Raw genomic sequence first — 26,889 nt, forward strand, 5'->3', positions numbered from 1 at the left:
AGCGGCTGGAACGTTTGTGAATAGTTGACGGGGTTTGTGGGAGCTAGACCCCTCGGCGCGCGACCATCGCCTCGCAGAGCGACACCCGTGCCCGTAGGCATGGGTGTCGCTCTGAGTTGGTGCGAATCGTCAGTTGTCCGGCGGGAACTGGCCGTTCGCCTGGACCTTCGTTCCGGTCAAGGTGAAGGAGACGGTGTTCGGCCCGCCGGACGGGCAGCACAGCGCATCTTCGGGCTTCACCCAGCGATACTGCACTCGCACACTGTCTTTGGCGGTCTTCGCGAGCATCGTGGTGTAGCCGTAGGGCTTGGAAGTCGCGGTGCCGAGGTATTTGCCGTCGGTGAAGAACAGGACGTGGTAGGCCGGGTGGCTACCTTTCCAGTCCACCAGCATCCAGGACAAGACGCCGTCGCAGCCCGAGTCGATCGGATCGGTGCTTGCCGTCTCGATCACCCAGGGGTAGCCCTCTTTGTTCGGCGCGAGGCGGGCGAGCGCGGAGGTGGCGAGTTCGGAATTCAGGTCGAAGCACAAGCCGTGGCCGCTCCCGTAGGGACCCTTGCTCGGCGCGGGACCGGGAGCTGGCGCGGGACCGGGAGCCGGCGCGGGTTCGTCCTTGGTGACCGGAACGCTCGCGGGCGGCGGTCCGGACTGGTTCGGATTGGGTTGCGCTTGCGGCGGATCAGTGGGCTGGTCGGTGGCGTTGCCCGGCGTCGGCGCGGCCGAAGGGATCGGCGTTCTGGTCGCCTGCGGCGAGGTGGTGCTCGAACCGCACCCGCTTGCGCCGATGACGACGCTCGCGGCCAGTGCGGCGAATGCCCATGGCTTGATGTTCATAGAACCCCCGGATGTCGATGTGGGTGGTTACCGGCTCCGAACGACCATGTCCTCCCACATAGTCCGCGAAGCCGGTGCGGACAACTGGAGATCGGACGAATTATTTGGCGTGTTACACAGTCGCACGCAACCGACGAGGCGCTGAAATATCGGCCCCTAATGCTGGGGGCAGCCGTATGCACGGGAAACACCGTCGTCCTCGCCGCAGGGACAGCAAGGCCACCCGACCCCGCGAATCCCACTCGAACAGGATTCATCGGCTCTCTGTCCGGGTGTCGGGTTGATTCGGCGTGCCCTGCTGAGAAAAATGCTGATCGCCGAGCATGAGCGGCGACCAGAGTTCGGGTAGCGAGGGATGGACGTCCATGCGGTTGGTCTGTGCGTATCGAAGGGGTCCGGCACGGCGGCGACGGTTCCCGGTGCTGCTGTCCACGATGCTGGTCGCCGCGTCGGTGGTCGCGGTCCTGGCCTACGAGCACGACGCCGAAGGCGCGGGCGGCACGCCCGCCGAGCCGGCCTGGCCGGTGCCCGGATCGCCGATGCCCGATCCGCCAGGCTTCGACGCCGCCTTCCGAAGCCGCATCGCACAGGCCGACGCGTACGCGAGCAGCCGACCCGGGTTCACCGGAATAGTGGTGCGGGACCGCAGGACTGGCGCCGTGTGGCGCAATGCCCATGCGGCGGTACCGATCTCGGCCTGCTCGACGCCGAAACTGGCGATGGCGGTCGATCTGTTGCTGCGCGACGACGCAGGCGCGATCATGTTGACCGCCGAGGACCGCGACCTGATGCACCGGATGCTGCATTCCAGCGACAACGACGCCGCGACGACCCTGTGGGAGCGGTACGGCGGCGAGCGGACCTACGCGCCGCGGTTCCGCTCGTTCGGCATGGCGAACATGTACTTCTCCGCAGGGCATCCGGACGCGTGGGGCTGGATGATGGTGACGGCCACCGATCTCGAACAGCTGATGAACTTCGCGTTGGAGAAGCTGCCCGCACGACATCGGCAGTATCTGGTCTCGGAGATGCGTTCGGTGGATGGGGACGCCTCGCTCGACCACGACCAGCGGTGGGGTGTGTGGGGCGCGGGCCCGGAGGCGTTGCCCGGCAACAAGAACGGCTGGGCTGACGACAACGACGACGGATCGTGGCTGATGAACTCGGTCGGCTTCGTCGGCCCGCGCGAGCAGTACACGGTCGCCATCATGAACAACACCCAGGTGATCGACGACGGCTACCAGGTCGGCAAGAAGACCGTCACCAGGATCAGCGAAATCCTGTTCAAAGGTTTCTTCGTATGAGCTCCGCCGACTATCTCGCCGGCGTAGATGTCACGGCCGGTACGGCGGTGCGACGCCCCAACCCCAGTGCGGCATAGGCGCTTCCAGCGGCGGCGTGGCATCGGGCTGGGAGTTGGCGTGCGCCAGCCGGGTGCCCCATTCGATGTAGGAGGCGAAGGCGGCGCGGAATTCGGGATCGTCGGGCAGGCCGACCTCGTCGGCGGCGTCCATGAGCAGATTGACCCACCGGCGGCGTTGCGGCTCGGTGATCGCCTTGCCGAGATGCTGGCGGACCATGTGCGCATAGCCGCCGCGTTCGGTGCTGTAGGCGGCAGGCCCGCCGAAGACCTCGGCCAGCCACATCGCGACGTATTTCGGGTGTCCCGGGTCCATGCCGCGGAACAGGGGGCCGACCAGGTCGTCTTTCAGCACCTCCCGATAGAACACTTCGGTGAGTGCCTCGAAAGCCTCAGTGCCACCGGCCCATTCGTACAGGGTGGGTGTCGCCTCGGCGCCGACAGTTGCCTCCGTCATGAAAACTCCGATCCGAACGGCATGGCAGTATTCGATCTTGTGCCAGCATAATCGGCGCCGCCGGATGGGTCTTGTCGATTTCCGGAGGGCCCCGCTCGATGGTGCGCTGAGTGGGGCTCAGGTCCGGGAGTGCTTACTCAGTTCCACTGGGATTGGCTGCGTGCCCGGAGCTCGGATCCGTTGTTCGCCATGACCTCGAGCTCGTCGAGGAACTTCTCCACGGCGTCGGACTTGACCTGTGGCGAGTTGACCTGCTCGCGCACGTTCTCGGTGGTGTGGCTCAGCACCGAGGCGGAGAAGTCGGCCTTGAGGTCGCGGATCAGCTGCCTGCGCATCAGCTCGATCTGGTCGCGGCCTTGCTTGCGTACCCGATCGACCTCGGCGTTGGCGGCCTCACGCATCTGCACGACGATGTTCTCGGCGTCTGCCTTGGCATCGTCGAGCAGTTGCGCGAGTTCGGTTTTCGCCTCTGCCAGCCCGTTCTCGTAGACCTCTTTGGCCTTGGCCAGCCGGTCCGCGGCCTGGCTGTTGTCGTCCAGCTGCTTCTGGATGTCGCCCTGGGCCTTCGCCATCCCTCGTTTGAGGAACGGCCTGAGGTATTTGACGAAGAGCCAGATGATGACCCCGAAGGCGAAGAGCTGGCTGAAGAACACCTCCGGCTCGAACTTGATCTGGTAAACGCCCTCGGCAAGGATCTCGGTGCTAGGAATCATGACGATGCCCGTCCTGTCTGATGGCCAGGGCTGGTGCCTGCCCGCCGATCATCGATGCCGACCACCCGGTTGGACAGCGACTGCGCGATCGGTTCGACGGTTTCGCGCAGCTCGGCGGCGACCTGGTCGGCCTGCGCCCGCAGCTGCGCCTCGGCTTCCGCGACGATGGCGTCGGCCTCTCGCTGTGCCTCCCCGCGCATCTGCTCGAGAATCTCGCGTCCCTCGGCCCGTGCCTGGTTCCTGATGGCAGCGGCCTCGGCCCGCGTCTGCTCGATTGCTTTCCGATGCTTGGCTTCGGCTTCAGCGAAAAGTTGTCGTGCCTCTTTGGTGTTCGACAACGTTTCGGCGGCCCGCTCTTCGCGTTCCGCCAAAACCTTGCGAATCGGCGGAACAACGAAGAACCAGATGACACCGAGCACGATCAGGAAGAGCAACAGCTCGACGAGGAAGGTGCCGTTGGGGATGAGGAAGTTCCCCTCGGCCACCACATCTGTTCTCGCTGACATGCCCGGATTACTTGCCGGGAGTCGCGAATACGAACAGCGCCATGAACGCTAGATTGATGAAGTACGCCGCCTCGACCAGACCGACGGTCAGGAAGAAGCTGGTCCGCAACCGAGGCTCCAACTCAGGCTGGCGCGCGGTGGCATTGATCAATGCGGCACCCGCGAGACCGTCGCCGATGCCTGCGCCGATCGCGCCGCCTGCCATGATGATGCCGCCGCCGATAAGTGCGCCTTGAACGATGGCGGCGGTTGTTGGGTCAGCCATTTTCACTTCCTGTTCTTGTAAGTGGTGTGTTCCCGACCGGCAGCGCCGCTCAGTGTTTTTCGTGCTCCAGCGACATCGACTGGCTGAAGTACAGAACGGTCAGCAGGGCGAAGATGAATGCCTGAATGAGGCCGACGAACAAGTCGAAGATCTTCCAGACGGCATTCGGACCCCAGCTGACCCAGAAGGGGAACAGCGTGATCACGGAGAGCATCACGCCGCCTGCGAACATGTTTCCGAACAATCGCAGCGACAGCGACAGCGGCTTGGCGACTTCTTCGATGACGTTGATGAACACCATCGGCCCCCACCCGGTGTGGCCCTTCAGTAGCGCCTTCACGTGTCCGAACGGCCCGCGGCGGTAGACGCCTGCGGCCTGATAGGCGATGAAGACGAACAATGCGAGCGCGTAGGTGAAGTTGACGTCCGACGCGGGTGGGAAGATCAATTCACCCTCGCCGAGCTGGAACGGCAATACCGACAGCCAGTTCGACAGCAGGATGAAGACGAAGAGGGTGACTCCCAGCGGCAGTGCGAAGGGCGCGACCTTCATGCCGATCGCGCTTTCCACCTGGTCGCGCATCTGCTTCGTCACGAACTCGAAGAACAGCTGGACGCCGTTCGGCACCCCCGAGGTGAGCTTGACCCGCAGGTAGAAGGCCAACCCGAGGACGATCAGCGCGGCAACGACCGTGGAGACGATCGTGTCGACGTTGAAGTCCATGCCGAAGACGTGGGCGACCGCGTGGTGGCCGACCTTGATCTTCGGTTCCTCGGCGGCTGGGGCTTCTTGTGCGAGCAAGGTCAACTGGGCAAACGAAATGGCAGAGATCGTCATGGCGTTTGGCGAAGCCCTTTCAATTCAGGCACAACAGTATTGAAGACCAAGGCAACTTGAAAAAGGGCCAAGCCGAAGAAGATCCCGACCCCGTTGGGTCGTGCCAGGATCGCGATCAGGATCGCGACCGCGGTAATGCAGACCAGCCGCGCCAGGGACGAACCGACCAGGCGCTGCTTGCTCGGCGTTTCCGCGTCGGCGATTTTGGTGATGGCCCACAACGTGATCTGCGCATTGAGCCAGCCGACCACGAGTCCGGCAAAGATGAACGTGCCGAGCAGGAGCCGATCGATCATGCCGGTTACTGCCAACGCCAGCACACCCAGAGCGATCGCCGCAATAGCCGCGCGACGTATCTGGAGTCTGTTCACGTCCACACCGACACCACCCTCGCCTATTGTCCCCACCTCGTAGTGGGGTGCGTGATTGATCGATAGCATACACACCTGGACCACCTTGCGTAGCAAGGTTTTTGATCTTCGTTCACTTGATCTTGATAAGGTTACTGGTCATCACCTGGTTACCAAAACTTCCGGTTCTCAGCTGACATCCAGAGCAGGTTCGGCGCTATTTCCCGCGACGAGTTGGCCTTTCAACTAATGGTCTGACGTGGGCGAAGTCCGCGCCCATTGAAACAACTCGGCCGCGCTCGATGAAGCTGCCGACGGGAGCACTAGGGTAGCGCCTCGCGGCCGGAACGCAAGGGCAACACAGCGGCATTCATCGATGACTTCGGAGATGACATGTCACCGCCTGTTCCGACTTGTGATTAATGTCCGATTTGTCCAAATTATTGTGTCTGATTATTTGCTACTTATCGTTTGGCTGATCTGTCGAACCGGACAAATCGCATGCACGCATACTGAATTCACCCGCGTTGGTTGCCCGACGCGGTCTCCGCAGGACAGTAAGGGGACGTCATGGTTCGTACCGGTCGACTCAGCGCGCTGGCAGCGATCATCGCCACGTCGGCGATCATGACCGGATGCGCCACCGCGACCACGGATCCGCCTGCAGGCCCCGCAGATCCGTCGTATCCGGCCCAATCTGCCGATGCCTCACCGGATGTGGTGGTCGCGGTCCGGATCGCCGGTGGTGCGGTCACACCGGCGAACACCAGGGCCGAGGCCGAGGTCGGTCAGCCGATCGTTCTGCGCGTGGACAGTGACGTCGCCGACGAGCTGCACGTGCACGCCGAGCCGGCGCGGACCTTCACGGTCGAACCCAAGAGCGGACAGGAGTTCCGCTTCGTCGTCAGCGTGCCGGGGCGGGTCGAAGTCGAACTGCACAACGCAGGGACGACGGTGGTCACCGTGCTGATCCGCCCGTAACCCGCCGTTGCCGATCTACCAGCTACGCAGGAACGTACGGTTCGCCGTCGGCCTTGGGTGGCCGCACCTGCCCCACCGCGCCCGCCACCGCGATCACGGTCAGCAGGTACGGCGTCATCTGCAGCACCTCGGTCGGGATGGGCGTCGCGAGCACCTGCAGCTGACCCTGCAGCGCCTTGGTGAAGCCGAAAAACAGTGCGGCACAGGCTGCGCCGAGCGGATGCCAGCGGCCCATGATCACCGCGGCCAACGCGATGAACCCGTTGCCTGCGGTCATCTCCTTGGTGAAGCCGCCGGTGGAGCCGATGGTGAAGTAGGCACCACCGAGCCCGGCCACCGCACCGGCGATCAACACGGCCTGATACCGGACCCGCAGCACCTTGATGCCGACGGTGGCTGCGGCCCGCGGATGCTCGCCGATCGCCCGCACTCGCAGTCCCCAGCGCGTCCGATACAGCACGAAGCCGATCAGCGCGACCGCGACGACCATCGCGTACACCAGCGCGGTCTGATCGAACACGGTCGGACCGATGACCGGAATCGACGAAAGCACCGGAATCGCGATGGGCTGCAACGTGCCTGGATTGTTGAACCGGGCAGGCCCGTCGGAAAGACCGGCGAGTTGATCGAACAGGAAGCCGGTGATGCCGGTGGCGAACACGACGAGCACAACCCCGAGCACGATCTGGTTGACCAGGTAGCGGATCGAGAACAGCGCAAGCAGCCAGGCGACGAACACCCCGGCGATGACCGCGGCCACCGCCCCGACGAAGAAGCTGCCGCTCACCGTCGCGATGATGGCGGCCGCGAACGCGCCTGCCAGCAACTGCCCCTCGATGGCGATATTGATGACACCGGCCCGCTCGCACAGCACACCGGCCAGCGCACCGAGGATCAGCGGTGTCGACAGCGCCAGCGTGCCCTGAATCTGGTTGGTGAGCGGGAAGATCTTGCCCGAGGCCGCCCAGCAGACGAAGGTCACCACGAACGCGAAGCCGAACACGGTGTACAACAGCCAGGCCCACCGCCCGGACAGTCCGCGCCACAGCTGTGCGACCGCGATCGCCAATGCGAGCACCGAAAGCAGCAGTGCGGCAGGCTTGGCGGGCACATAGATATCGGACGGGCCGGTGGCCTCCGGCGCAGCCAGGCGGAAGTCGACCGTGCCCGATCGGGTGGCCAGCGCGAGGAGCAACGCGGTGATCGCGAAGACGAGCAGCAGGATCCCGAGCCGTAACCGCCTGCTGCGCTTCTCCGGTGATTCGAGGTCGCGGGCGGCGACCGAGGATGGTGTCGCCATCAGTTCCACCCTTTCGCGAGCACGGCGTCCGCGCGTTCGGCTTTGATCCGGAACACGGTGCGCACCACGGCAGGCGCCGCGACCAGCACGACGATCACCGCCTGCAGCACGGTCACCAGGGTGAGCGGCGTTCCGGTTGCGGCCTGCATCTCGTTGCCGCCCGCGTTCAACGCGCCGAAGAGCAGCGCCGCGTACACGGTGCCGATCGGGCTGCCGCGACCGAGCAGGGCGACGGTGATGCCGTCGAAGCCGAACGAGCCTGCGATGCCGTTGGTCAGCGGCAGCGCGGTGCCGAGAACCTGCTGGGCGCCTGCCAATCCGGCGAGTCCGCCCGCGAGGAGCATTGCCAGCGCGTACGCCCTGCCGACGCTCATGCCCGCGGTGCGGGCCGCGTCGTGGTTGGCGCCGACGGCACGCAGCTGGAAGCCGAGCGTCGATCGGGACAGCAACCACCACACGAGCACGGCCGCGCCGACCGCGACCAGCAGCCCGAGATGCAGGCGGGTGTCGCCGAAGCGGGGGAGTTGCGCGGTCTCGTCGACCACCGGGCTGATCGGCTCGTTGCGGCCGGGGCGCTGCAGCGACGAGGTGGTGAGCAGCCAGGTGAGCGCGTACAACGCGATGTAGTTGCCCATGATGGTGGTGATGACCTCGTGGGCGCCGGTGCGCGCCTTCAACAATCCGGCGATCCCGCCCCACAACGCGCCGCCTGCGACGCCTGCCAGCAGGGCGACCAGCACGTGCAGCACCGGTGGCAGGTGCAACGCGAAGCCGACCCAGCCTGCGAACAGCGCTCCTACGATCAGCTGGCCTTGCGCGCCGATGTTGAACAGGCCGGTCCGGAACGCGAGGGTGACGGCAAGCCCGGTGCAGATCAGTGGCGTTGCGGCGACCAGGGTTTCGGCGATCTGCTGGGTGCCGCCGAACGCGCCGAGGAACAGCGCACGGTACGCGTCGCCGACCGCGGTGCCCGCCGTCGAGACGGTATCCATCGGCCGCGCGAAGAAGTAGCCGAGCGCCGCAGTGACATTCGGGTCGCTCACGATGATGAGCACCGCGCCGACCAGCAGCGCGAGCAGCACCGCGAGCGCGCTGACCGTCGTCTCGCGCACCCAAGCCCGATCGAGCAAGCCCGCCGCCCGGCCGCCGCCCTTCGTCGGCTCGCTACGCGATGCGTCAGTCATCGATCCCTCTCTGGGGTAGCGCCAGCCATCATCAGGCCGAGTTGGTCGCGCGGGGTGTCCGGGCCGACGATCCCGACGATCCGGCCTCGGTACATGACGATGATCCGGTCCGACAGTGCGTAGATCTCGTCGAGCTCGGTGGAGACGATCAGCACCGCGGTCCCCTGATCACGTTCGCGGACAATGCGTTTGTGCACGAACTCGATCGACCCGACGTCGAGCCCTCTGGTCGGCTGCCCGGCGATCAGCACCTCGAGCGGCCGGGACAGCTGCCTGGCGAGCACCACCTTCTGCTGGTTGCCGCCGGACAGGGTGCGCACCGGATCGTTGATCGAGCGGGTGCGGATGTCGAACTCCTCGATCCGCTGTTCGGCATTGCGTCGCACCGCAGTAGGGGACAGCACGCCGTTCCTGGAGAACTCCGGACGATCGATGAGATCGAGGACCAGGTTCTCGGCGACGCTGAAGGTGTCGATGATGCCGTCGTGCGAACGGTCTTCGGGCACATACCCGATGCCGGCTTGCAGGTGCTGGCGCGGTGTCCGCCCGACCACCTCCCAGCCGCCGACCGTGATGGTGCCGCCCACCGGGGTCCGCAAGCCGAGCAGCGCGTTGACCAGTTCCGACTGTCCGTTGCCGACTACGCCTGCGATGCCGACGATTTCGCCGCCGTCGACCCGGAACGACACGCTGTCGACGACCACGGCGCCCGCCGCGTCGACCACGGTGAGATCGGAGACGACGAGGGTGGGTCCGGTCGGCTGCGCCGGCGTCTTGGCGACGACGAGCTCGACCGATCGACCGACCATCAGCTCGGCGAGCTCGGCCTCCGGGGTGCTCGGCGCGACCGTGCCGACCACCTTGCCGCGCCGGATGACGGTGATCCGATCGGCGATCCTGGTGACTTCCTTGAGTTTGTGGGTGATGAAAATGATCGACGTGCCGTTCGCGGCGATCGCGCGCAGCACCTCGATCAGCTCATCGATCTCCTGCGGGGTGAGCACGGCGGTCGGCTCGTCCATGATCAGCACTTCGACGTTGTTGGCCAGCGCCTTCAGGATCTCCACCCGCTGCTGTTCACCGACCGAGAGGTCCGCGACCAGCGCGTCCGGCTGCACCGGAAACCCGTATCGCTCGGACAGTTCACGCACCCGCTTGCGCGCGGCGCCGCGATCGAGCACGGCGAAGCCCTTGGTCGGTTCCCGGCCGAGGATGATGTTCTCCGCCACCGTGAACACCGGAACAAGCATGAAATGCTGATGCACCATGCCGATCCCCGCGTTGATCGCGTCGCTGGGTGAGACGCAGGTGATCGCCGTGTCGTCCAGCAGGATCTCGCCCTCGTCCGGCTGCAGCAGGCCGTAGAGCATGTTCATCAACGTGCTCTTGCCCGCACCGTTTTCGCCGAGCAGGCAATGGATCTCGCCGGGTTCGACGACGAGATCGATGTGGTCGTTGGCCAGTAAGGTGCCGAATCGCTTGGTGAGACCGCGTAATTCGAGCCGCATATCGCTCCCGTGGTTGACGGCCGCGGCTACTTGGCTGCGGGCTGGGCCTTCGATGCCAGCGTGATCTTTCCGCTCGCGATATCGGTGGTCAGCGCGGTGATCTCGGCCTTCAGCTCGGCCGGGATGGCGGCGTCGAATTCGTGGTACGGCGCAAGCCCGACGCCGTCGTTCGCCAGCGTGCCAACATAGGCCTCGTTGCTGAACTGCTTGTGGAAGGCATCGGTCACCGCCTTCTGCACCGCGACGTCCATCGCCTTCTCGACGCTGGTGAGCAGCGACGAGCAGTACTCCGCCGCGCTGACACAGCCGTCGGTGTCGACCCAGATCGCGGTGACCTTGCCACCGGAGGAGCGCGCCGCCTCCAGCGCGCCGAGCCCCGCCGGACCGGCCACCGGAAGCACGATGTCGGCGCCCTGGCTGATCAGATCGTTGGCCTTGGTCTTGCCGATGTTCTTGTCCTGGAAGTCATTGGTGATCACGCCCTGCTGGGTGGCCTCGTCCCAGCCGAGGAGTTGCACCTGCTTGTTCTTCGCCTTGTTGTAGTAGGCGATGCCCTCGGCGAAGCCGTCCATGAAGATCGCGACGGTGGGGATGTTGATCCCGCCGAAGGTGCCGACCTTGCCCGTCTTCGTCTGTGCCGCGGCCAGATAGCCTGCCAGGAACGCGGGTTGGGCGGCGTTGAAGGTCAGGCCCTGCAGGTTCTTCAGCGGCGGGTTCTTCGCGGTGTCGGTGTAGGCGTAGTCGACGATCGCGAAGTTGATGTCCGGGTTGGCCTTCGCGGCGGCGTAGGTCGCGTCGCCCTGCTTGAACCCGATGGTGACGATGATGTTGCACTTCTGCCGGACCATCGTGTTGATGTTGGTCGGATAGTCGTTGTCGGACTTGGATTCCAGCTGCGCCTTCGAGATGCCAAGCGCCGCGACCGCATCGGTGATGCCCTTGAACGAGGTCTGGTTGAACGACTTGTCGTCGAACTTGCCGGAGTCCGACACCATGCAGGCCTTGAAGTCCTTGGCGCCGGGTTCGCCGTTCTTGCCATGCTCGGACGGCGGACTGCCGCACGCGCCGACGGCAAGCACGAGAACTCCTGCTGCGGTGAGGGTGCGCAGCGACCTGCCCATTTTTGCCTCCTGAAACGCGATATCCCGCAACCCGACTCACCGACCTGCCGAGCGACTGCAGTGGTGGGAGGAGTTTAGGACGCGGGCGCGATCTTGGCGCGGTTTCCGGGCGAAACGGGCATCCGATGCCGGTCCGTCGGTCGGCTATCCGGACTCGGGGCGCAGCACGAGGACGGTGATCTCGCTCGGCGCGAAGACGCGCAGTTGCGGACCCCAGAACCCGGTGCCCCGGCTGGTGTAGAGCTTGGTGTGCTCACCGTGCGTGCTCAGTCCGGCGACCACCGGCTGATCGAGGCGGACCAGGTAGTGGAACGGCCAGATCTGGCCGCCGTGCGTGTGGCCGGAGATCTGTAGTGCCACACCGGCGGCCGCCGCGCCGGTGATCTGCTTGGGCTGGTGGGCCAGCAGCACCACCGGGGCCTGCGGGTCGGCGCCTGCCAGCGCGGTGGGCAGGTCGGGGCCGTGGCCGGGCAGGCCGACACCGGTCGGATCGTCGATGCCCGCGATCACCAGCCGGTCTGCGCCGCGGGTCAGTGTCTCGTGCTGGTTGTGCAGCGGCTGCCAGCCGATCGAGGCCATATGGTCGATCCAGCCCTGCGCGTCGCCGAAGTACTCGTGGTTGCCGGTGATGTAGAACCGGCCGAGCGGCGCTTCGACCTTGCCGAGCGGGTCGACCTGCGGGTGCCGCTTCGCCACCGAGCCGTCCGCGAGATCGCCCGCGTGACAGGCGATATCGGGCCGTTGCGCGTTGACGACCGCCACCACTCGCTCCGACCAGCGCAGCCGATTCAGCGCGGCGAAATGAGTGTCGGTGACGACCACCAGGCGCAGGCCGTCGAAGGCGACGCCGAGGCCGCGGATCGGCACCTCGACCGTGCGCACCCGTGGCACCCGCCGCGCCTCGACCACACCCCAGACCACCAGGACCGCCGAGATCGCAAGCACGCCAACCGCCACGACGCGCGAGCGTGCCGGATCGTCCACGCCACCGACGGCGAGACCGAGCCCGGCAATGGTGCCGAGCACCGACCAACTGAAGAACACCCACAGCACGCCGAGGAGCGTGTCGCCGACGATGGACGCGGCATCGGACTGGGCAGGCCCGTGCCCGAGGAACATCGACGCGGGCAACGCCACGAATCCGGCAAGGAACAGCGCGGTCCCGAGCCAGAACAGCGGCCCGGTCCCCGCCGTGGGCGCGCCGACCAGCGTCCACCACGGCAGCGCGAACAGGATCGCGGGAATCGCCAGGAACAGGGCGGAACGGACAACGTATTTCAAGAGACCATCCTCGTAGGCGCGGGAGTTGCGGCGCACGGTCCCTCCGCCCGGCGCGGGCTCCTCCGACGGTACTCGCGCCGCCACGCTTACTCGCGGACGCACCCGCTCGATCAGCCGAGTCGGGCCGGATCGAGCCGTGCTCGTCGAGGTGGTCGATCGCTTCCTGGCGGGCTGAGCACTGGCGCGTTCGGTACCGGGCGGCGCGAAATGCCCTGGGGTGCTACCTTCGGTTACAGTTACTGTGCAGCAATTGGCACGTGTTCCATTGGCGTTGTGCACAACCGTCCGGAGGCAAGGTGCCGCCGTCGGTGTCGACATGAGGCGGTGGCTCCATGACGGATATGCGCTCGACCTTTCAGTCCTGGTGGCGTGACCGGGTCGACTACCGCTGGCTGATCGAGACCTTCGAATCCCGCTCGGCGCTCGTGCCGATGAAGATCATGGTCGGCTCCGGCGGGATCGTGATGGTGTCCATCGTGCTGCTCGCGCTGGCGTCGAACTCGGGACAGTCCGGGACGCTCGGGGTGACCCAGGCGATCACCACGGCGGCGCTGGCGGCGGTGTGGGGGTTGCGCTGGTGGCTCGGTCCGTGGCCGGGCGAGCGCGAATCGCTGATGTGGATCGCCGTGGTCGACGTCGCCGTCCTCGCCAACAACATCATGGTGACCGACCGGCTGCTCGGCGCGCTCGGGATCGTGCTGCTGGTGAGCACCGGCGGGTACGTGACGATCTTCCACGGTCCGCGGATACTCGCGCTGCATGTCGGCTTCTCCGTGTTCTCGATCCTGCTGGTCGCCGTGCTGATGGTGATCGGGTGGCCGGGGCACAACCCGCACGCGACCGGCGATATCGCGCTCGGCGCCGGGGTCGTGATGGCCAACTTCGTCGTGGCCGCCGTCGTGCTGCCCGCCGTGCAGTTCTCCCACTGGTTGATGCGCTTGGACGCGCTGTCGGATCCGCTGACCATGCTGCTGAACCGGCGCGGCCTCGAATCCCACCTGTCGCACTACTCGTGCACGGACGCCGACAACGAGCTCTTCGTCGTGCTCGTCGATCTGGACCAGTTCAAAACCGTCAACGACACCATCGGCCACTCGGTCGGCGACGACGTGCTGGTGCGGACGGCCGACTGCCTGCGCGCCACCGCCCCCGCGAGCACGGTCATCGCCCGCACCGGCGGCGACGAGTTCGTGGTCTTCGGCTGCCTGCGCGGCGAGAAGGTCGGCGTGGTGGCCGAGCAGCTGCGGGCCGCCGTCGAGTCGATCCCCGATATGCCCACCGTCATCACCGCCAGTGTCGGCGCCGCGGTCTTCGATCCGGCGCGCGATCTCGCACCGGACGCCGGATCGACGTTCTGCCATGTGTTCCGGCGCGCGGACCGGGCGATGTATCGGGCCAAGCAACTGGGTGGCAACGCCGTCGTCGTCGCGTGGGCAACCATGCGTGACGAATCGGTAGCCGCCAACCACTGCACCACCGTCGTCCGCGAGGTCAGGTTCCCGCACTTCCCCGCGACGCAAGGTGTCACGAGCACCGAGGTGCGGTGATCAGCGCCCGGATCGGCGCGGTCGAACGCCTGTTACGGGCGGGTCAGGCGGGCGCCCCACCGGGTGGTCACGCTGCCGCCGGGGGTCAGCCGGATCAGCTGGTCGCCGGATCGGAAAGCGTTGGGCGGACAGGTCATCGGTTCGGCGGCCAGGCCGGTCCTGCGGTGCGCTGGCGCGAGGGTGTCGCCGGTGAAGAGTTGAAGAACCTGGTAGGAGTCGTCGAGCCAGAGTTCGGCCGTGGCCTGGTCGGTGCCGCGCAGCCGGACCCAGGCGTGGCCGTCGGCATCTCGGGACAGGTCGGTGAAGGGATGATCGATCGTCAGGTCGTCGAGTCGCCGCGGGGAGCTGAAATCGAACGGGGACCCGGCGACCGGTTCGGTGCCGATCGGGAGTTGACGGTCGGGGTCGGTCACGATCCGGGTGGCGGCATCGAACTGGAGGGTCGCCGCATCGATCGGGCCGTCGCCGGGGGACAGGTAGGGATGGTGGCCGCAGCCGTACGGCGCGGCGGTGTCGCCCAGGTTGGTGGCGGACGTGGTGACGGTCAGTCCCGCGTCGGACAGCGCATAGCGGATGGCGATATCGAGGTGGAACGGGTAGCCCTTGCGCGGGTGCAGGGTGGTGCGCATGGTGACCTCGTCCTGCCGCAGGTCGGTCGCGCGCCACGGCCGCCAGCGCAGCAGGCCGTGGATGGCGGTGCGCTGCGCCGGTTCGGTGAGCGGGAGCTGGTGCTCGACCCCGTCGAAGCGATACATGCCGTCCGCCAAGCGGTTCGGCCACGGGATCAGCGCGGCGCCGCGGCCGCCGTCCGACATCGCGTCGACGGCGTAGGGCTCCAGCACATCTCGCTCACCGACCCTGAACTCGCGGATCCCGCCGCCGACCTCGACGACCACGGCACGCAATGCCCCATGAGCGATCGAGAACTGCTGTCCGGACGGCGGGAGAGACATACGTGCGCCTTTCTGCGGGGGATGCCGCCCAAGTACATCGCATGGGTCGGGCGGCGGCATCAGGGGATGCGCGCCACCGCACCGAGCATGGCGACCGCCTCGGCCCTCGGATGCGCCCGCCACTCGCCGGGCCGCCACGCGGTCACCGAGCCGATGCCGGGCGAGACGAGGTCGAACCCGTCGAAGAAGCGCGCGAATTCCGCGGTGCTGCGCAGCCGGAACGGCACGCCGCTGCGCTTGTTCGCCGCGTTGGTCTCGGCGAGCTCGTCCGCGGACATGTAGTCGCTGGTGGCGTGCGTCATCACCAGGTGGCTGCCGGAGGGGAGCGCGTCGCACAGGGTGCGCACCAACTCGTAGGGCTTGTCCTCGTCGACGATGAAGTGCAGGACGGCGACGAGCATCAATGCCACCGGTTTGCCGAGATCGAGCACCCTGGCCAGTTCCGGGTTGGCGAGGATGCGGCCAGGGTCGCGAATATCCGCGTCGAGATACGCCGTCGCGCCCTCGGGCGAGCTGTTCAACAGCTCGTTGGCGTGCACGAGCACGATCGGGTCGTTGTCCACGTAGACAATGCGCGACTCGGGCGCGATGCTTTGTGCGATCTCGTGCACATTGCCCGCGGTGGGCAGGCCCGCACCGATATCGAGGAACTGCCGCACTCCCGCATCGGCGAGGTAGGCCACCGCGCGACGCAGGAAATTGCGGTTTTCCAGCGCGGCGAGCCGTATGGTCGGAAATGCCTCGGCGACCACCTCGGCCGATTCCCGATCGGCCGGGAAGTTGTCCTTGCCGCCGAGCCAGTAATCGTACCGGCGTGCCGGGTGCGGTTTCGACACATCGATCCGCGCGACTGGATCCGAGTTCACAACGCCCTCAATTCATTTCGACTATTGTCATCATGTCAGTTCGAGTTGTGAACCGGTAACGATGGTCCCGTTGCGGCGGCAGGAAGGCCTCCCATGCAATTGCAGTACAGCCCATACGATTTCGATGTTCACAACGATCCGTACCCGTATTACGCGCGGCTGCGTGCGGAGGCGCCGGTCTTCCGTAACGATACCGACGACTTCTGGGCACTGTCGCGTCATGCCGATATCCACGCCGCGTTGAGCGACGCCGACCGGTTCTCCAGCGCGAACGGCGCCATCCGGATGGAGCCCGCATTCTGGGGGCCGCAGGCCGAGCAGATGTTCTCTTTCGTGGCGATGGACGCGCCACGGCATACCAGGATGCGCAAGCTGGTGGTGCGCGCGTTCACCCAGCGCCGGGTGCAGGCGCTGGAGCCGCGGCTGCGCGAGATCGCGAGAGGGTTGCTCGCACCGTTGCTCGAGCGCGGCAGCTTCGATCTGATGACCGAATTCGCGGGCCCGTACCCGACCGAGGTGATCGCCGAGCTGGTCGGCGTCCCCGCGGCCGACCGCGACATGCTGCGCAAGCTCGGCATGGAAATCATGTACAACGACGAGCAGTCCACCGACCTGCGCCCGGAGGCGATCCAGGCGATCGGCGCGATGATCGGGTACTACACCGAGCTGACCATCGCGCGCAGCAAGGACCGCACCGACGACCTGCTGTCCGGCCTGCTCGACGCGGCGGACGGGGACGACCGGCTCACGCCGGAGGAAATCGTCAGCGTGCTGATCCTGCTGGTCGGCGCGGGCATCGAGACCACCATGCTGACCCTCGGCAACCTGTGGCACACCGCGTGGCGGCATCCCGATCAGCGCCGCAAGGCGTTCGACGGGCAGATCGACGCCTGGATCGCCGAGGGCATGCGCTACGAACCGTCGACGCAGAGCATGTTGCGCACGGCTACCGAGGAATTCGAGTTGCACGGCGTGCCGGTGCCTGCGGGCGCGCGGATGCTGTTGCTCGTCGGCTCCGCGAACCGCGATCCCGCGGTCTTCGCCGACCCCGACACCTTCGATCTGGACCGGGACACCCGCCGGTCCCTCAGCTTCGGCCACGGTCCGCACCACTGCCTCGGCATCAACCTCGGGCAGCTGGAGTTACGCGTCGCGTTGCAGGAAATCGTCGCGAAGGTCGCCGACTACGAGATCGATCCGGCCGGCGTGCGCCGCCTGCACTCGTCCAACAACCGGGGCTTTCTCGCGCTGCCCACGACGGTGACGGCCCGCTGAGCGGACCGAACACACACGCCTCCGGCCGTCCTCCCGATACAAAGGTCGACAGAGGAGGGCACCATGACTCGTTATTGGCCCATGACTCGGGACACCTGCGCCATCGGCTCGCCGTTCGGCCCGCGCGAGGGCGGATTCCACGCCGGGCAGGACTTTCCGGCGCCGGACGGCACGCCGATCTACGCCTGTGCGGGCGGCACCGTGCTCTTTCTCGGTGCCGCAGGCGGCTACGGACAGTGGATCGTCATCGACCATCCGAGCGCCGAGGGCGGCGGCGTCAGCGAATACGGGCACATGTGGGACGCGGGCGCGACCGGATTGTCGGTCGGTGACCGGGTCGAGGCCGGGCAGCTGATCGCCTACGTCGGCAGCAACGGCGGCTCCACCGGCCCGCACCTGCATCTGAGCGTCATGCCGCACGGCTACGACCCGGGCAGCAAGATCGACCCGCTGTTCTGGCTGCGCGGCGCCGCCTATCCCGGCGACTTCCTGTGGGCGCTCGGCGAGGGCGAACAGCGCGAACTGCTCGACCGCACCAGGGAGATCTGGACGCAACTGCAGGGACCGGACGGCCTCGGCTGGCCGCAGCTCGGCCGGAACGCGCAGGGGCGCAACCGTTCCTTCGTCGACGCCCTTGCCGAGGTGCAGCACTCGGAACACCTGGGTTGACCATGCCGCCCACGGCGGGCATGGTTGGCCGATGGGCAGTGAAGAGGTCCGCGCCGGGGTGACGCTGACCAATCTCGACAAGCCACTGTTCGACGGTGCCGAGGCGACCAAGCGCGATCTGGTCGACTATCTCGAGGCCGTCGGCGAGCGGATGGTGCGGCAGCTGCGGGATCGTCCGCTCTCGGTGGTGCGGGTCCGGCCTGGGCAGGAACCGTTCATGCAGAAGAACCTGCCCAAGTACACCCCGGATTGGCTGCACCGGGTGACGGTATGGGCCGAGAGTTCGCGTCGCGAAGTGACGTACGCGCTGTGCGACGACGTGCGCACGCTGCTCTGGTTCGGCAATCAGCGCGCGATCGAGTACCACACGACGCTGCTGCTCGCCGACCACAGCACGGGGCCGACGCATCTCGTCCTTGATCTCGATCCGCCTGCCGAGCAGCCGTTCCGGCAGGCGGTGCTCGCCGCGAAGCTGATCCGGGCGGCACTGCACAACGACGGGCTCGACGGTGCGGTGAAAACCAGTGGGGCCAAAGGGGTACACGTCTTCGTGCCGCTGCGGCCTGGTGCCGCGATCGAGGACGTGGCGGCCGCAACCCGCGCGATCGCCGCAAGGGCCGAGCGCATCGACCCCGACCTCGCCACCACCGCTTTCATCCGAGATGACCGTGCGGGCAAGGTCTTTCTCGATTCCACCAGGGCGGGCGGCGGGACGGTCGTCGCGACCTACAGTCCGCGAATTCGTCCCGGCACGCCGGTGTCGTTTCCGGTGGCGTGGTCGGATCTCGACAATGTCGGTCCCCGCGATTTCACCGTGCGCACCGCGGCAGCCCTGCTCGGCGACCGTGACCCGTGGGCGGTCGAGATGCCTGCCCCGTACGCGTTGCCCGCCGACCTCGTCGAGGAGGGCCACACCATTCCCATTGCCCGCGTGCAGGCGATGCACGAGGGCAAACGCCGGGCTCGGGCGCGCCGGGCGAGCGCCGAATCCGAGTAGCGGTCTCAGATCGTCAGCGGCAGCATCGGGATCGAGTCCTCGCCGAAGTCGACGGGCGGGGCAGGCATGAGCTGCAGGTCGCGTTCCTCGGTCCACGCGTAGTGGCGCAGGGTGTTGAACTGGGCGACGAAGTGATCGCGCCAGGTCTGCGCGCCGAAGTTCATCGCGGTGTTGACCTGGAGCCAGCCGGAGGTGCTGAAGTTGACCGAGCCCTCCCAGCACTGTGGGCCGCTCGGGGTGTCCACGACCAGGCCCTTGGTGTGACAGATGTATTTGCGGCCGCTGGTGCTGGTGCCGATGGTGACCTCGACGCCGGCATCGATGAGCCGGGTCACGACAGGCTGCTGGGTCTTGCCCGAGGACTGGGTGTGATCCAGGTAGAGGTGCAGTGGCACGCCGCGCCGGTGCGCGGCGATCAACGTGTCGGCGGCATCGGTCAGCGTGAAACCGTAGGCGATGAGCCAGGTTTCGCCGGGCCCGGCGACCAGCTCCAGAAATCGGCGCTCGACTTCCGCGTGGTCGTCCGGCATCAGGTAGCACGTCATCGGACCATCGATCACGAAGGGCATGCCTGCACCGTACCGGCGTGAGCTGCGACAACGAGGCAGGCCGCGCGGCTACTCGCGGACTGCGGCGCGGACGAATCCGTCGGCATCGTCGAGCAGCTTGCGTGCCTCGACCACATCCACACCGGCCAGCTGCATGACGATCGCGGTCTTCGCGTTCCCCTCGGCGGCCGCCAGCAGCGTTGCCGCGGTGGCGGAGTCGACGCCGGTGGCGTCGGCGATGATGCGGCAGGCGCGGTCGACGAGTTTGGCGTTGGTCGGCTTCATATCCACCATGCGGTTGCCGTACACCTTGCCCGATCGCACCATGGTCGCGGTCGAGAGCATGTTGCAGACCATCTTCTGCGCCGTGCCTGCTTTCAGGCGGGTCGAGCCGGTCACTACCTCGGGGCCCGTTTCGATTTCGATGCCGACGTCGGCGTGCGTGCTCAGCTCGGCGTGCCGATTGCAGGAGACCCCGATGGTGGTGGCGCCGACGGAGCGGCCGTGCCGCAGTGCGCCGATCGCGTAGGGCGTCCGTCCGCTCGCGGCCAAGGCGACGACGACATCGGCGGCGTTGCATCCGATGGCGTGCAGGTCTTTTGCCGCAAGCGTCTGGTCGTCCTCGGCCCCCTCGACCGCCTGGGCGAACGCATCATTGCCGCCCGCGATCAGGCCGAGCACCTCGCCGGGATCGGTGCCGAAGGTCGGCGGGCATTCCACCGCGTCGAGCACCCCGAGCCTGCCGCTGGTGCCCGCGCCGACGTAGATCAGCCTGCCGCCGCGCTGCCGGGCGGCCACGATCTGCTCCACCGCGCGGGCGATCTCCGGAATCGCCTGCGCCACCGCCGAAGCCACGCCGGCGTCCTCGGCGTTCATGGCGCGCAGCATCGCCTCGACCGGCATGGCGTCCAGCGCGGCGGTCCGTGGGTTGGCTTCCTCGGTGCTGAGTGCCCCGATCTCCGTCATGCTCGCCTCCTGTGTCCCTGCGTGAATGCGTGCTGGGTAGGCCGAACAAGCGATCCGCTCATAGGGCCCGTCGTACCGGGCGGGAGCTCCTGCGGTCCGCCACTGCGTCATAGGTGCGGCGCAGTGCGGCCGCCGCGGATGGCCTGCGCTGCAGGACACCGACATAGAGTGCGTCGACGATGAGCAGCTGGCTCATCCTGCTCGCCATCGCGGCCGAGCGGAAGCCGTCTTCGCGTCCGGCCACCAGCACCGTGTGCGTCGCGGCCCGCGCCAGCCTGGACTGCGCGCCCGCCGTCACGGCGACGGTGGTCGCCCGCCTGCCTGCCGCGTGCTCGATGGCGTCGACGACACCGGCGGTCTCGCCGGAATGCGAGAAGGCGATGACAACGTCCCCGGCCTCGAGCAGGCTGCCGCGGACGATCGCGTCGTCCTCGGAGGTGCAGGCGCCGCACCACATTCCGATGCGCGTCAGCTTCTGTGCCATGTCCATCGCGACCAGCCCGGAGGCGCCGATCCCGATGAGCTCGACGCGGCGCGCGTGCGCGAGCGCCTCGACGACCGCGGCCATGGTCGACGGATCGGCGAGGTCCGCGGTCGCCACCATGCCCTCGGTTTCGAACGCGGTGAGCTTGTACAACACCTTGGCCAGCGGGTCGTCGGCGTTGATATCGGTGGCGAACACGGGGGACCCGTCGTGTTTGCTGGTGGCGGCCAGCGCCAGCCGCAGCTGCGGATAGCCTTCGTAGCCAAGCGCTTTGGCCAGCCGGACGACCGCGGACGTGCTGGTCGAGGCCCGCTCGGCGAGCTCGTTCACGGTCAACTGGGCCGCGCCGGTCGGATCGTCGCGGATCACGTGCGCCACGCGCAGCCCCGTCGGGGTGAGCCGCGGGATCGCGGCGAGCAGGCGCGTGCGAACGTCGTCAACCTCGGTCATGGTGCACCACCCTGAGTTGTCGTAGTGGTGCGCTCGGCACGGGCGGTAGCTCGAGCCGGGACGCACCAGGTGTGATCGAACCGAGCACCGTCGCCCGTGTCGCGCCGGTGCTGTATTCAGTCACCGGCACAGGACCGCATTGATCGCGCAGCATCCCGAGCAGGGTGGGATTGCGGGCGGTCAGGGCGGTCACAGTGGTGACGATATCGCCGGTCGGCGTGGGTGTGTTCTTGAACATGGGCTCGAGGTATTCCCAGTTGAACAGCTCTTTGCCGGTCAACCCGACGACGCGCATCAGCGTCTCGTCACTGGGCCACCGCCCCGACCGGCTCCGGCGGGGTCGGTTCCGGCGCCGGATGGAACCTGCTGGTGACACCGCCGACCACGAGAGTGACGAGCACCCCGATCGGCACGAGCCACTGTGCGGCAATGCCCTTTTCGTCCACCGTGCCCGCGACGGTGACGTCGATCTTGACCACGCGCACCACGAACGTCATCACGAGCACCGTCACCACGAACGCGACGATCGCGTCGAACTGGTTCGCGCGCTTGACAAGTCGCCCGAGCAGGAACGCGCCGAGCAGCGCGCCGTAGGTGTAACCGGCGATGGTGAGCGCGGTGATGTAGACATTTTGGGTGGTGGCACTGAATCCCATGGCGCACAACGCCATCAGCACCGCCCACACCAGCGTCATATAGCGCGCCAGCTTGAGCAGCGAAGCATCCGAGATGTCGCGGCGCGCGAAGCTCCGAATGATGTCCGCGACGGTCGAATTCGACATCGAGTTGAGCGCCGAGGACAGCGAGCCCATCGCGGCGCCGAGAATGCCTGCCACCAGCAGCCCGGAGATCACCACCGGCAACCCGTGCAGGATGAAGTTCGGGTACAGGTTGTCGGTGGTGGACAGGCCGAGCTCCTTCGGGCTCTTGCCGCCGTTGTAGGACCACAGCAGCGCGCCGACCAGCGAGAAGGCGGCGAACTGGATGGCGACGAAGATGCCGGAGCCGATCATCGCCTTCTGGCTGTCACGCAGCGACCTGGTCGCCAGGATGCGTTGCACGATCAGCTGATCGGAGCCGTGCGAGGCCATCGCGAAGATCGCGCCGCCGATGATCGCGGTCGGCAGCGCGAAGGTGTTGGTGAGAATATGTGCCAGGCCGAAGTCGGTGTCGAAGATCCGGAACTTGCCGTTCGCCAACGCATCCGACCAGCCTGCGGCGCCGACGTGGCCGGTGAGCACGCAGATCGCGATGATCGCGCCGGACAGATACAGGCCCATCTGGATGGCGTCGGTCCAGATCACCGCCTTGATGCCGCCGAGGTAGGTGTACACGACGGTCACCAGCGTCAGCGCGATGATGATGACGTCGTAGCCGAGATCGATGCCGAACTCGCTGAGCAGCAACTTGATCGGGATGGCGGAGGCGAACAGACGCACACCCTCGGCGAGCAGCCTGGTGAAAACAAATGTCACCGACGCGACGCCCTGCAGGTAGCGGCCGAACCGCAGGTCGAGGTACTGATAGGCGCTGACGAACCCGCCGCGCTTGTAGAGCGGGATCAGCGCGGTGGCAACCAGGGTGCGGCCGATGATGTAGCCGATGGCCAGCTCCACATTGCCGAAGGCCTGGTCGGAGTACGCGCCGCCGGGGATCGAGATGACGGTGAGCACGCTGGTCTCGGTCGCCACCACCGAGAAACACACGGTCCACCATGGCATTCGGCCTTCGCCGACGAAGTAGTCGCTGCTGGATTTCTGTTTGCCGGACAGTCGAAGGCCGATCCAGGCGATGACGATCAGGTACACGACTATGACGGCGACGTTGAGTGCGTTCATCGCAGCTCCTCGGTGACGCGGCTGACTCGATGCAAGTTAGTGTCAGATACGTCACAAGGGCTGTCAATGATTGTCAGAGAATTCGTACCACCATTTCCTCCAGCACCGTGCCTGCGTCGAGCGCGAGCAGTGCCGCGCCGTCGATCGGCTCGCCGAGCGGAGCGCGGGGATCGGTGCGCTGCGCGATCGCTCGGCGGAGCGGATCCAGCAGTGGCGCACCGAGATTGGTGAGCCCGCCGGTGATCGCGAACGGTGCGGGCGACGGGATGCCGGATCGGTCGATGGTGGCAAGGACCGTGCGCGCGAGCGCGTGCCCGGCCGCGGTCATGATGGCGGCGGCCGTGTCGTCGGTGGCGGCGGCCGCGGCGACAATCGGTGCGAACCGGGCCGCAAGGAGTGCCGGATTCTCGTGCTGGCCAAGATGTTTCGGTAGATCGTCGAGCGCGACACCGTAGTGTGCACTCGCCTCGGCGGCCAACGCGGTGTGTGCTGCGCGACCGTCGTGGCAGCGCAGTGCGGCACGCAGCCCCTCGACACCGATCCATGCGCCGCCGCCTTCGTCCCCGAGGAGCGAGCCCCAGCCGTCGGTCCTGGTGAAGCGCCCCGCCGCGTCGACAGCGGTGGCCACGGCTCCCGTTCCGGCGGCGAGGACTACGCCGGGCGCTCCGCCGAGCGCGCCCGCGTGTGCGGTCACCGCATCGGAGGTGACGGCAATGCCGTGTGCGCCGGGGAGATCGGTGAGTCGCCTGGCGAGTTGCGCGGCGGCATCCGGCGCGGCCGCAGCGCCCGCCGCACCGATGGACAGTGTGAATGTCGTAGTCGGCGTAGTTATCTGAGCGACGACGTCGCGAATCGCGCGTTCCGCCGCTGCGACACCGCCCGCGTTGGCCAAGCCTGGCGCGCCTGGCGCGTCGGCGGACCGCGTCTGCTGTCCGTCGAGCCGTAGGGAACCGCGGCAGCCGGTTTTGCCGAGGTCGATCGCGAGTACCTGATCGGTCATGCCGATCATCCTGGTGGCTGCCGCGATTCCCGGTCAGGCCGGCCCGAGTGTGGTGGGCGGCCTGTGCACCGAGGTGGTCGGTCGACGCCTCTGGTGCGGTCGGTGAATTACGGTGTGGCGTAACCGATCAGGGCGCCGATGCCCGCGCCGATCGGGACGGTGACCAGCGCGCCGACCCCGCCGAGGAAGAAGCCGATCACCGCGCCGATGCCCGCACCGATGAGCGCGCCGATGCCTGCGTTGTACTGCTTGCGCGCGATGGTGTCTTCCTGCTCACCGACGAGTTGTGCCAGGTGCGAGCTGGTTTCCGGGGCGCCGATCGGGGTCAGCCGTAGCATGCGTCCCGCATTGCCGATCTGGGGTTGTAGCCCGAAGGTCCTGCCTTCAGCGGTGAAGGACGTCGGTAGCGTCAGGACGACGTTGCCTGCGGCGTCGCTCAGGGTGACGGCCGCGCCGTCCATCCGCACCGCGAACAAGCCCGCGTCGACGGTGGTGATCACCCCGCTGCCGTCGGTTGCCGTGGTGTATCCGATTCCATGATCGACGCCATAGGCGCTGACCAGCGACGATGGTTGTTGTGCTGGTTGGGCGTTGACGACACCCGCGGTGATTCCGGTGGCGCCTACGGCCAGAAGGGCGGTGGCAAATCCTTTGACTTTCATCGTGTTTCCCCACATGTTCTGTCGGCCACGACAGCCGATATTCCGCGTGAAGCCGGATCAGGCCACTTCCATTCTCACCCCGTGACCTGCGCAAAGTGATCGATTCCGCGAACTCCGCGCAACCGGCATTGCTGTCGCAACGCTGACAACCCGCGGCGCGACCGGCGGGAGAAGTCGATCTCATGACAGCGCTCGCCGGAATCGTTACTGTCCGAGGACATTCAAGGATGGATCGTGTCGGCATGTGCTGGTGACCTCACGCGTGTCGCGGGTTCCTCCTTCTCGACCTCGGGAGAACGCAGTGAGATTCACAAGAGCTGGTGCGTTGACGGCGGCGCTGCTACTAGCGGCGACGCTCGGGCTTTCGGCCTGTTCGTCGGACGACGCGGCGACCGCGGACGTGGTCACGACGAACATCACCGAACCGCAGAACCCCTTGTGGCCCGCCAATATCAACGACAACAACGGCAGCAGGATCCTCGACCGGTTGTTCGCTGGGCTGAAGTACTACGACGCCGACGGTGTCGCCCATGACGACATGGCCGAGAAGATCGAGACGACCGACCGCAAGAACTACCGGATCACCATCAAGCCGAACTGGAAGTTCACCGACGGCACCCCGGTCACCGCGAAATCGTATGTCGACGCGTGGAACTACGCGGCGTTGAGCACCAACGCGCAGTTGCAGAGCTATGTATTCGCCGCGATCGTCGGGTATGACGCGGTGTCGGTGGAGAAGCCGACCGCACAGACGATGTCGGGCCTGAAGGTGGTCGATGACCGGACCTTCACCGTCGAGCTGAAGGCGCCGTCCATCGACTTCGAGCTCGGCCTCGCCTACACGCCGTTCTATCCGCTGCCGGAAGTGGCGTTCAAGGACATCAAGGCCTTCGGCGAGAACCCGATCGGCAACGGCCCGTACAAGTTCGCCCGCACCGGTGCCTGGGAGCACAACGTCAAGGTCGACCTGGTGCCGAACCCGGACTACCGGGGCGGCCGGCCTGCGAAGAACAAGGGCCTGCGGTTCGTGATGTACCAGTCCTTCGACACCGCCTACCAGGACCTGTTGGCCGGCAACCTGGACGCGCTCGACACCATTCCGGACAGCGCGCTCTCTAGCTATCAGAAGGACCTGGGCGACCGGGCGATGACCAAGCCGACCGCGCAGAACCAGCACGTCAGCAGCCAGACCAACATCCCGCACTTCGCCGGGGACGAAGGCGTGCTGCGGCGCAAGGCGTTGTCGATGGCGATCAACCGAGAGCAGATCTGCGAGAACATCTTCCACGGCACCAGGGTCCCGTCCAAGGACTTCACCGCGATCACGTTGCCCGGCTTCAACGGCAACCTGCCCGGCTCCGAGGTGCTGAAGTACAACCCGACCGAAGCCAAGAAGCTGTGGGCCCAAGCCGACGCGATCTCGCCGTGGTCGGGCACCTACGAGATCGCCTACAACTCCGACGGCGGCCACCAGGCCTGGATCGAGGCGGTGGCCAACAGCATCAAGAACGTCTTGGGCATCGAGGCCATCGGTTCGGCCTACCCGACGTTCAAGGACATCAGGACCGCGATCACCAACAAGACGATCGGCAAGGCGTTCCGCTACGGCTGGCAGGGCGACTACCCGACGATGCTGCAATTCCTGACGGCGGAGTACTACAGCTTCGCTGGCACCAACAACACCGGCTACAACAAGCCGGAGTTCGACAAGCTGCTCGACGACGCGCTGGCCGCGCCGTCGCTCGACGAGTCCTACAAGATCGTCGCGCAGGCCCAGGCGATGCTCTTCCGGGACATGCCCGACATCCCCGTGCTCGACTTCGTGGCATCGGCAGGCCGGTCGGAGAAGGTGAAGAATGTCGAACTCACCTGGAACGGCCAGTTCGACTACGAGAACATCGAGAAGTAGCCGATCGCCCACCGCGCCCCCGACATT

28 protein-coding genes are annotated in these 26,889 nt (G+C 66.6%); 7 read left to right on the forward strand and 21 right to left on the reverse strand.

Translation table 11 applies throughout. From position 1 onward, the window contains the following. Nucleotides 1-129 precede the first annotated feature (129 nt). The gene (locus NA11_RS09785; RefSeq protein ID WP_069161490.1) at nt 130-834 is read right to left on the reverse strand and encodes an LppP/LprE family lipoprotein; all 705 of its coding nucleotides are present in this window, start codon (nt 832-834) and stop codon (nt 130-132) included. A 419-nt stretch (nt 835-1,253) separates the two neighbouring features. Here NA11_RS09785 and NA11_RS09790 point away from each other — a divergent pair, with 419 nt between their 5' ends. Next, nucleotides 1,254-2,138: a serine hydrolase gene (locus NA11_RS09790; RefSeq protein WP_245745802.1), complete on the forward strand. Its 885-nt coding sequence runs from the start codon at nt 1,254-1,256 to the stop codon at nt 2,136-2,138. Nucleotides 2,139-2,168: 30 nt separating this feature from the next. On the opposite strand, the gene NA11_RS09795 is transcribed toward NA11_RS09790, so the two are convergent. The 6 genes from NA11_RS09795 to NA11_RS09820 form a co-directional block, all read right to left on the reverse strand. Beyond that, complete coding sequence (locus NA11_RS09795) at nt 2,169-2,651, reverse strand: group II truncated hemoglobin (RefSeq protein ID WP_069161491.1); 483 nt, start codon at nt 2,649-2,651, stop codon at nt 2,169-2,171. Between the two features lie 137 nt (nt 2,652-2,788). Then, nucleotides 2,789-3,364, reverse strand: a complete 576-nt coding sequence (locus tag NA11_RS09800) for a F0F1 ATP synthase subunit B family protein (RefSeq protein WP_069161492.1) — start codon at nt 3,362-3,364, stop codon at nt 2,789-2,791. Further along, nucleotides 3,361-3,870: a F0F1 ATP synthase subunit B gene (locus NA11_RS09805; protein WP_069161493.1), complete on the reverse strand. Its 510-nt coding sequence runs from the start codon at nt 3,868-3,870 to the stop codon at nt 3,361-3,363. The genes NA11_RS09800 and NA11_RS09805 overlap by 4 nt, the downstream gene beginning before the upstream one ends. Before the next feature lie 7 nt (nt 3,871-3,877). Further along, on the reverse strand, nt 3,878-4,135 hold the full coding sequence (locus tag NA11_RS09810; RefSeq protein ID WP_069161494.1) for a F0F1 ATP synthase subunit C: 258 nt from the start codon (nt 4,133-4,135) through the stop codon (nt 3,878-3,880). 49 nt (nt 4,136-4,184) lie between these two features. Further along, complete coding sequence (atpB, locus tag NA11_RS09815) at nt 4,185-4,973, reverse strand: F0F1 ATP synthase subunit A (protein WP_084654430.1); 789 nt, start codon at nt 4,971-4,973, stop codon at nt 4,185-4,187. After that, nucleotides 4,970-5,350 (reverse strand): hypothetical protein, encoded by a 381-nt coding sequence (locus NA11_RS09820; RefSeq protein ID WP_245745803.1) that lies wholly within the window; start codon nt 5,348-5,350, stop codon nt 4,970-4,972. The genes atpB and NA11_RS09820 overlap by 4 nt, the downstream gene beginning before the upstream one ends. A 543-nt stretch (nt 5,351-5,893) precedes the next feature. Between NA11_RS09820 and NA11_RS09825 the strand changes: the two genes are divergently transcribed. Continuing rightward, on the forward strand, nt 5,894-6,304 hold the full coding sequence (locus NA11_RS09825; protein WP_069161495.1) for a hypothetical protein: 411 nt from the start codon (nt 5,894-5,896) through the stop codon (nt 6,302-6,304). Nucleotides 6,305-6,326: 22 nt separating this feature from the next. On the opposite strand, the gene NA11_RS09830 is transcribed toward NA11_RS09825, so the two are convergent. The 5 genes from NA11_RS09830 to NA11_RS09850 form a co-directional block, all read right to left on the reverse strand. Continuing rightward, nucleotides 6,327-7,604: an ABC transporter permease gene (locus tag NA11_RS09830; protein ID WP_069161584.1), complete on the reverse strand. Its 1,278-nt coding sequence runs from the start codon at nt 7,602-7,604 to the stop codon at nt 6,327-6,329. Further along, entirely contained in the window at nt 7,604-8,788 is a 1,185-nt protein-coding gene (locus NA11_RS09835; RefSeq protein ID WP_069161496.1) for an ABC transporter permease, read from the reverse strand. The genes NA11_RS09830 and NA11_RS09835 overlap by 1 nt, the downstream gene beginning before the upstream one ends. Then, nucleotides 8,785-10,296: an ABC transporter ATP-binding protein gene (locus NA11_RS09840; RefSeq protein ID WP_069161497.1), complete on the reverse strand. Its 1,512-nt coding sequence runs from the start codon at nt 10,294-10,296 to the stop codon at nt 8,785-8,787. Before NA11_RS09840 ends, NA11_RS09835 begins: the two co-directional genes overlap by 4 nt. Nucleotides 10,297-10,322: 26 nt before the next feature. After that, on the reverse strand, nt 10,323-11,417 hold the full coding sequence (locus tag NA11_RS09845) for a BMP family lipoprotein (RefSeq protein ID WP_069161498.1): 1,095 nt from the start codon (nt 11,415-11,417) through the stop codon (nt 10,323-10,325). 144 nt (nt 11,418-11,561) lie between these two features. Next, nucleotides 11,562-12,734 (reverse strand): metallophosphoesterase, encoded by a 1,173-nt coding sequence (locus NA11_RS09850; RefSeq protein ID WP_245745804.1) that lies wholly within the window; start codon nt 12,732-12,734, stop codon nt 11,562-11,564. A gap of 296 nt (nt 12,735-13,030) precedes the next feature. Between NA11_RS09850 and NA11_RS09855 the strand changes: the two genes are divergently transcribed. Continuing rightward, complete coding sequence (locus NA11_RS09855) at nt 13,031-14,245, forward strand: GGDEF domain-containing protein (protein ID WP_084654434.1); 1,215 nt, start codon at nt 13,031-13,033, stop codon at nt 14,243-14,245. Nucleotides 14,246-14,277: 32 nt separating this feature from the next. Here NA11_RS09855 and NA11_RS09860 read toward each other — a convergent pair whose 3' ends face one another. Both NA11_RS09860 and NA11_RS09865 read right to left on the reverse strand, forming a co-directional pair. Then, on the reverse strand, nt 14,278-15,198 hold the full coding sequence (locus NA11_RS09860) for an aldose 1-epimerase family protein (RefSeq protein WP_069161500.1): 921 nt from the start codon (nt 15,196-15,198) through the stop codon (nt 14,278-14,280). Between the two features lie 59 nt (nt 15,199-15,257). Then, the gene (locus NA11_RS09865) at nt 15,258-16,064 is read right to left on the reverse strand and encodes an SAM-dependent methyltransferase (protein ID WP_084654436.1); all 807 of its coding nucleotides are present in this window, start codon (nt 16,062-16,064) and stop codon (nt 15,258-15,260) included. A gap of 93 nt (nt 16,065-16,157) precedes the next feature. Here NA11_RS09865 and NA11_RS09870 point away from each other — a divergent pair, with 93 nt between their 5' ends. The 3 genes from NA11_RS09870 (at nt 16,158) to ligD (ending at nt 19,005) form a co-directional block, all read left to right on the forward strand. Further along, nucleotides 16,158-17,339, forward strand: coding sequence for a cytochrome P450 (locus NA11_RS09870; RefSeq protein WP_069161502.1), 1,182 nt, complete (start codon nt 16,158-16,160; stop codon nt 17,337-17,339). Nucleotides 17,340-17,402: 63 nt separating this feature from the next. Further along, nucleotides 17,403-18,008: a M23 family metallopeptidase gene (locus tag NA11_RS09875; RefSeq protein WP_218023279.1), complete on the forward strand. Its 606-nt coding sequence runs from the start codon at nt 17,403-17,405 to the stop codon at nt 18,006-18,008. A 31-nt stretch (nt 18,009-18,039) separates the two neighbouring features. Then, nucleotides 18,040-19,005 carry a non-homologous end-joining DNA ligase gene (gene ligD, locus NA11_RS09880; RefSeq protein WP_069161504.1) on the forward strand — a complete coding sequence of 322 codons (966 nt, stop codon included), beginning with the start codon at nt 18,040-18,042 and terminating at the stop codon, nt 19,003-19,005. Between the two features lie 5 nt (nt 19,006-19,010). Here ligD and NA11_RS09885 read toward each other — a convergent pair whose 3' ends face one another. The 7 genes from NA11_RS09885 to NA11_RS09915 all read right to left on the reverse strand — a co-directional run bounded on the left by NA11_RS09885 (nt 19,011) and on the right by NA11_RS09915 (nt 24,953). Further along, a complete protein-coding gene (locus NA11_RS09885) occupies nt 19,011-19,574 on the reverse strand; it encodes a phospholipase D-like domain-containing protein (protein WP_069161505.1) in 564 nt (187 codons plus the stop codon). Between the two features lie 48 nt (nt 19,575-19,622). Continuing rightward, the gene (gene murQ, locus NA11_RS09890) at nt 19,623-20,519 is read right to left on the reverse strand and encodes an N-acetylmuramic acid 6-phosphate etherase (RefSeq protein WP_069161506.1); all 897 of its coding nucleotides are present in this window, start codon (nt 20,517-20,519) and stop codon (nt 19,623-19,625) included. Nucleotides 20,520-20,577: 58 nt separating this feature from the next. Beyond that, nucleotides 20,578-21,453, reverse strand: coding sequence for a MurR/RpiR family transcriptional regulator (locus NA11_RS09895; RefSeq protein ID WP_069161507.1), 876 nt, complete (start codon nt 21,451-21,453; stop codon nt 20,578-20,580). Continuing rightward, nucleotides 21,440-21,748 carry a hypothetical protein gene (locus NA11_RS09900; protein ID WP_069161508.1) on the reverse strand — a complete coding sequence of 103 codons (309 nt, stop codon included), beginning with the start codon at nt 21,746-21,748 and terminating at the stop codon, nt 21,440-21,442. The genes NA11_RS09895 and NA11_RS09900 overlap by 14 nt, the downstream gene beginning before the upstream one ends. A gap of 10 nt (nt 21,749-21,758) precedes the next feature. Then, on the reverse strand, nt 21,759-23,291 hold the full coding sequence (locus tag NA11_RS09905; RefSeq protein WP_069161509.1) for a sodium:solute symporter: 1,533 nt from the start codon (nt 23,289-23,291) through the stop codon (nt 21,759-21,761). A gap of 73 nt (nt 23,292-23,364) precedes the next feature. Next, complete coding sequence (locus tag NA11_RS09910) at nt 23,365-24,291, reverse strand: BadF/BadG/BcrA/BcrD ATPase family protein (protein ID WP_069161586.1); 927 nt, start codon at nt 24,289-24,291, stop codon at nt 23,365-23,367. A gap of 107 nt (nt 24,292-24,398) precedes the next feature. Further along, complete coding sequence (locus NA11_RS09915; protein WP_069161510.1) at nt 24,399-24,953, reverse strand: DUF8020 domain-containing protein; 555 nt, start codon at nt 24,951-24,953, stop codon at nt 24,399-24,401. A gap of 301 nt (nt 24,954-25,254) precedes the next feature. Here NA11_RS09915 and NA11_RS09920 point away from each other — a divergent pair, with 301 nt between their 5' ends. Continuing rightward, a complete protein-coding gene (locus NA11_RS09920) occupies nt 25,255-26,862 on the forward strand; it encodes a peptide ABC transporter substrate-binding protein (RefSeq protein WP_245745805.1) in 1,608 nt (535 codons plus the stop codon). Nucleotides 26,863-26,889: the final 27 nt, after the last annotated feature.

This window comes from Nocardia altamirensis NBRC 108246, assembly GCF_001612685.1.
GTDB lineage: Bacteria > Actinomycetota > Actinomycetes > Mycobacteriales > Mycobacteriaceae > Nocardia > Nocardia altamirensis.

Bases quoted from the DNA above. Each gene is read 5' to 3' on its own strand.
- NA11_RS09785 (WP_069161490.1), bottom strand. From the start codon at position 834: ATGAACATCAAGCCATGGGCATTCGCCGCACTGGCCGCGAGCGTCGTC.
- NA11_RS09795 (WP_069161491.1), bottom strand. From the start codon at position 2,651: ATGACGGAGGCAACTGTCGGCGCCGAGGCGACACCCACCCTGTACGAA.
- NA11_RS09800 (WP_069161492.1), bottom strand. From the start codon at position 3,364: ATGATTCCTAGCACCGAGATCCTTGCCGAGGGCGTTTACCAGATCAAG.
- NA11_RS09805 (WP_069161493.1), bottom strand. From the start codon at position 3,870: ATGTCAGCGAGAACAGATGTGGTGGCCGAGGGGAACTTCCTCATCCCC.
- NA11_RS09810 (WP_069161494.1), bottom strand. From the start codon at position 4,135: ATGGCTGACCCAACAACCGCCGCCATCGTTCAAGGCGCACTTATCGGC.
- atpB (WP_084654430.1), bottom strand. From the start codon at position 4,973: ATGACGATCTCTGCCATTTCGTTTGCCCAGTTGACCTTGCTCGCACAA.
- NA11_RS09825 (WP_069161495.1), top strand. From the start codon at position 5,894: ATGGTTCGTACCGGTCGACTCAGCGCGCTGGCAGCGATCATCGCCACG.
- NA11_RS09830 (WP_069161584.1), bottom strand. From the start codon at position 7,604: ATGGCGACACCATCCTCGGTCGCCGCCCGCGACCTCGAATCACCGGAG.
- NA11_RS09835 (WP_069161496.1), bottom strand. From the start codon at position 8,788: ATGACTGACGCATCGCGTAGCGAGCCGACGAAGGGCGGCGGCCGGGCG.
- NA11_RS09840 (WP_069161497.1), bottom strand. From the start codon at position 10,296: ATGCGGCTCGAATTACGCGGTCTCACCAAGCGATTCGGCACCTTACTG.
- NA11_RS09845 (WP_069161498.1), bottom strand. From the start codon at position 11,417: ATGGGCAGGTCGCTGCGCACCCTCACCGCAGCAGGAGTTCTCGTGCTT.
- NA11_RS09855 (WP_084654434.1), top strand. From the start codon at position 13,031: ATGACGGATATGCGCTCGACCTTTCAGTCCTGGTGGCGTGACCGGGTC.
- NA11_RS09860 (WP_069161500.1), bottom strand. From the start codon at position 15,198: ATGTCTCTCCCGCCGTCCGGACAGCAGTTCTCGATCGCTCATGGGGCA.
- NA11_RS09870 (WP_069161502.1), top strand. From the start codon at position 16,158: ATGCAATTGCAGTACAGCCCATACGATTTCGATGTTCACAACGATCCG.
- NA11_RS09875 (WP_218023279.1), top strand. From the start codon at position 17,403: ATGACTCGTTATTGGCCCATGACTCGGGACACCTGCGCCATCGGCTCG.
- ligD (WP_069161504.1), top strand. From the start codon at position 18,040: ATGGGCAGTGAAGAGGTCCGCGCCGGGGTGACGCTGACCAATCTCGAC.
- NA11_RS09885 (WP_069161505.1), bottom strand. From the start codon at position 19,574: ATGCCCTTCGTGATCGATGGTCCGATGACGTGCTACCTGATGCCGGAC.
- murQ (WP_069161506.1), bottom strand. From the start codon at position 20,519: ATGACGGAGATCGGGGCACTCAGCACCGAGGAAGCCAACCCACGGACC.
- NA11_RS09895 (WP_069161507.1), bottom strand. From the start codon at position 21,453: ATGACCGAGGTTGACGACGTTCGCACGCGCCTGCTCGCCGCGATCCCG.
- NA11_RS09900 (WP_069161508.1), bottom strand. From the start codon at position 21,748: ATGCGCGTCGTCGGGTTGACCGGCAAAGAGCTGTTCAACTGGGAATAC.
- NA11_RS09905 (WP_069161509.1), bottom strand. From the start codon at position 23,291: ATGAACGCACTCAACGTCGCCGTCATAGTCGTGTACCTGATCGTCATC.
- NA11_RS09910 (WP_069161586.1), bottom strand. From the start codon at position 24,291: ATGACCGATCAGGTACTCGCGATCGACCTCGGCAAAACCGGCTGCCGC.
- NA11_RS09915 (WP_069161510.1), bottom strand. From the start codon at position 24,953: ATGAAAGTCAAAGGATTTGCCACCGCCCTTCTGGCCGTAGGCGCCACC.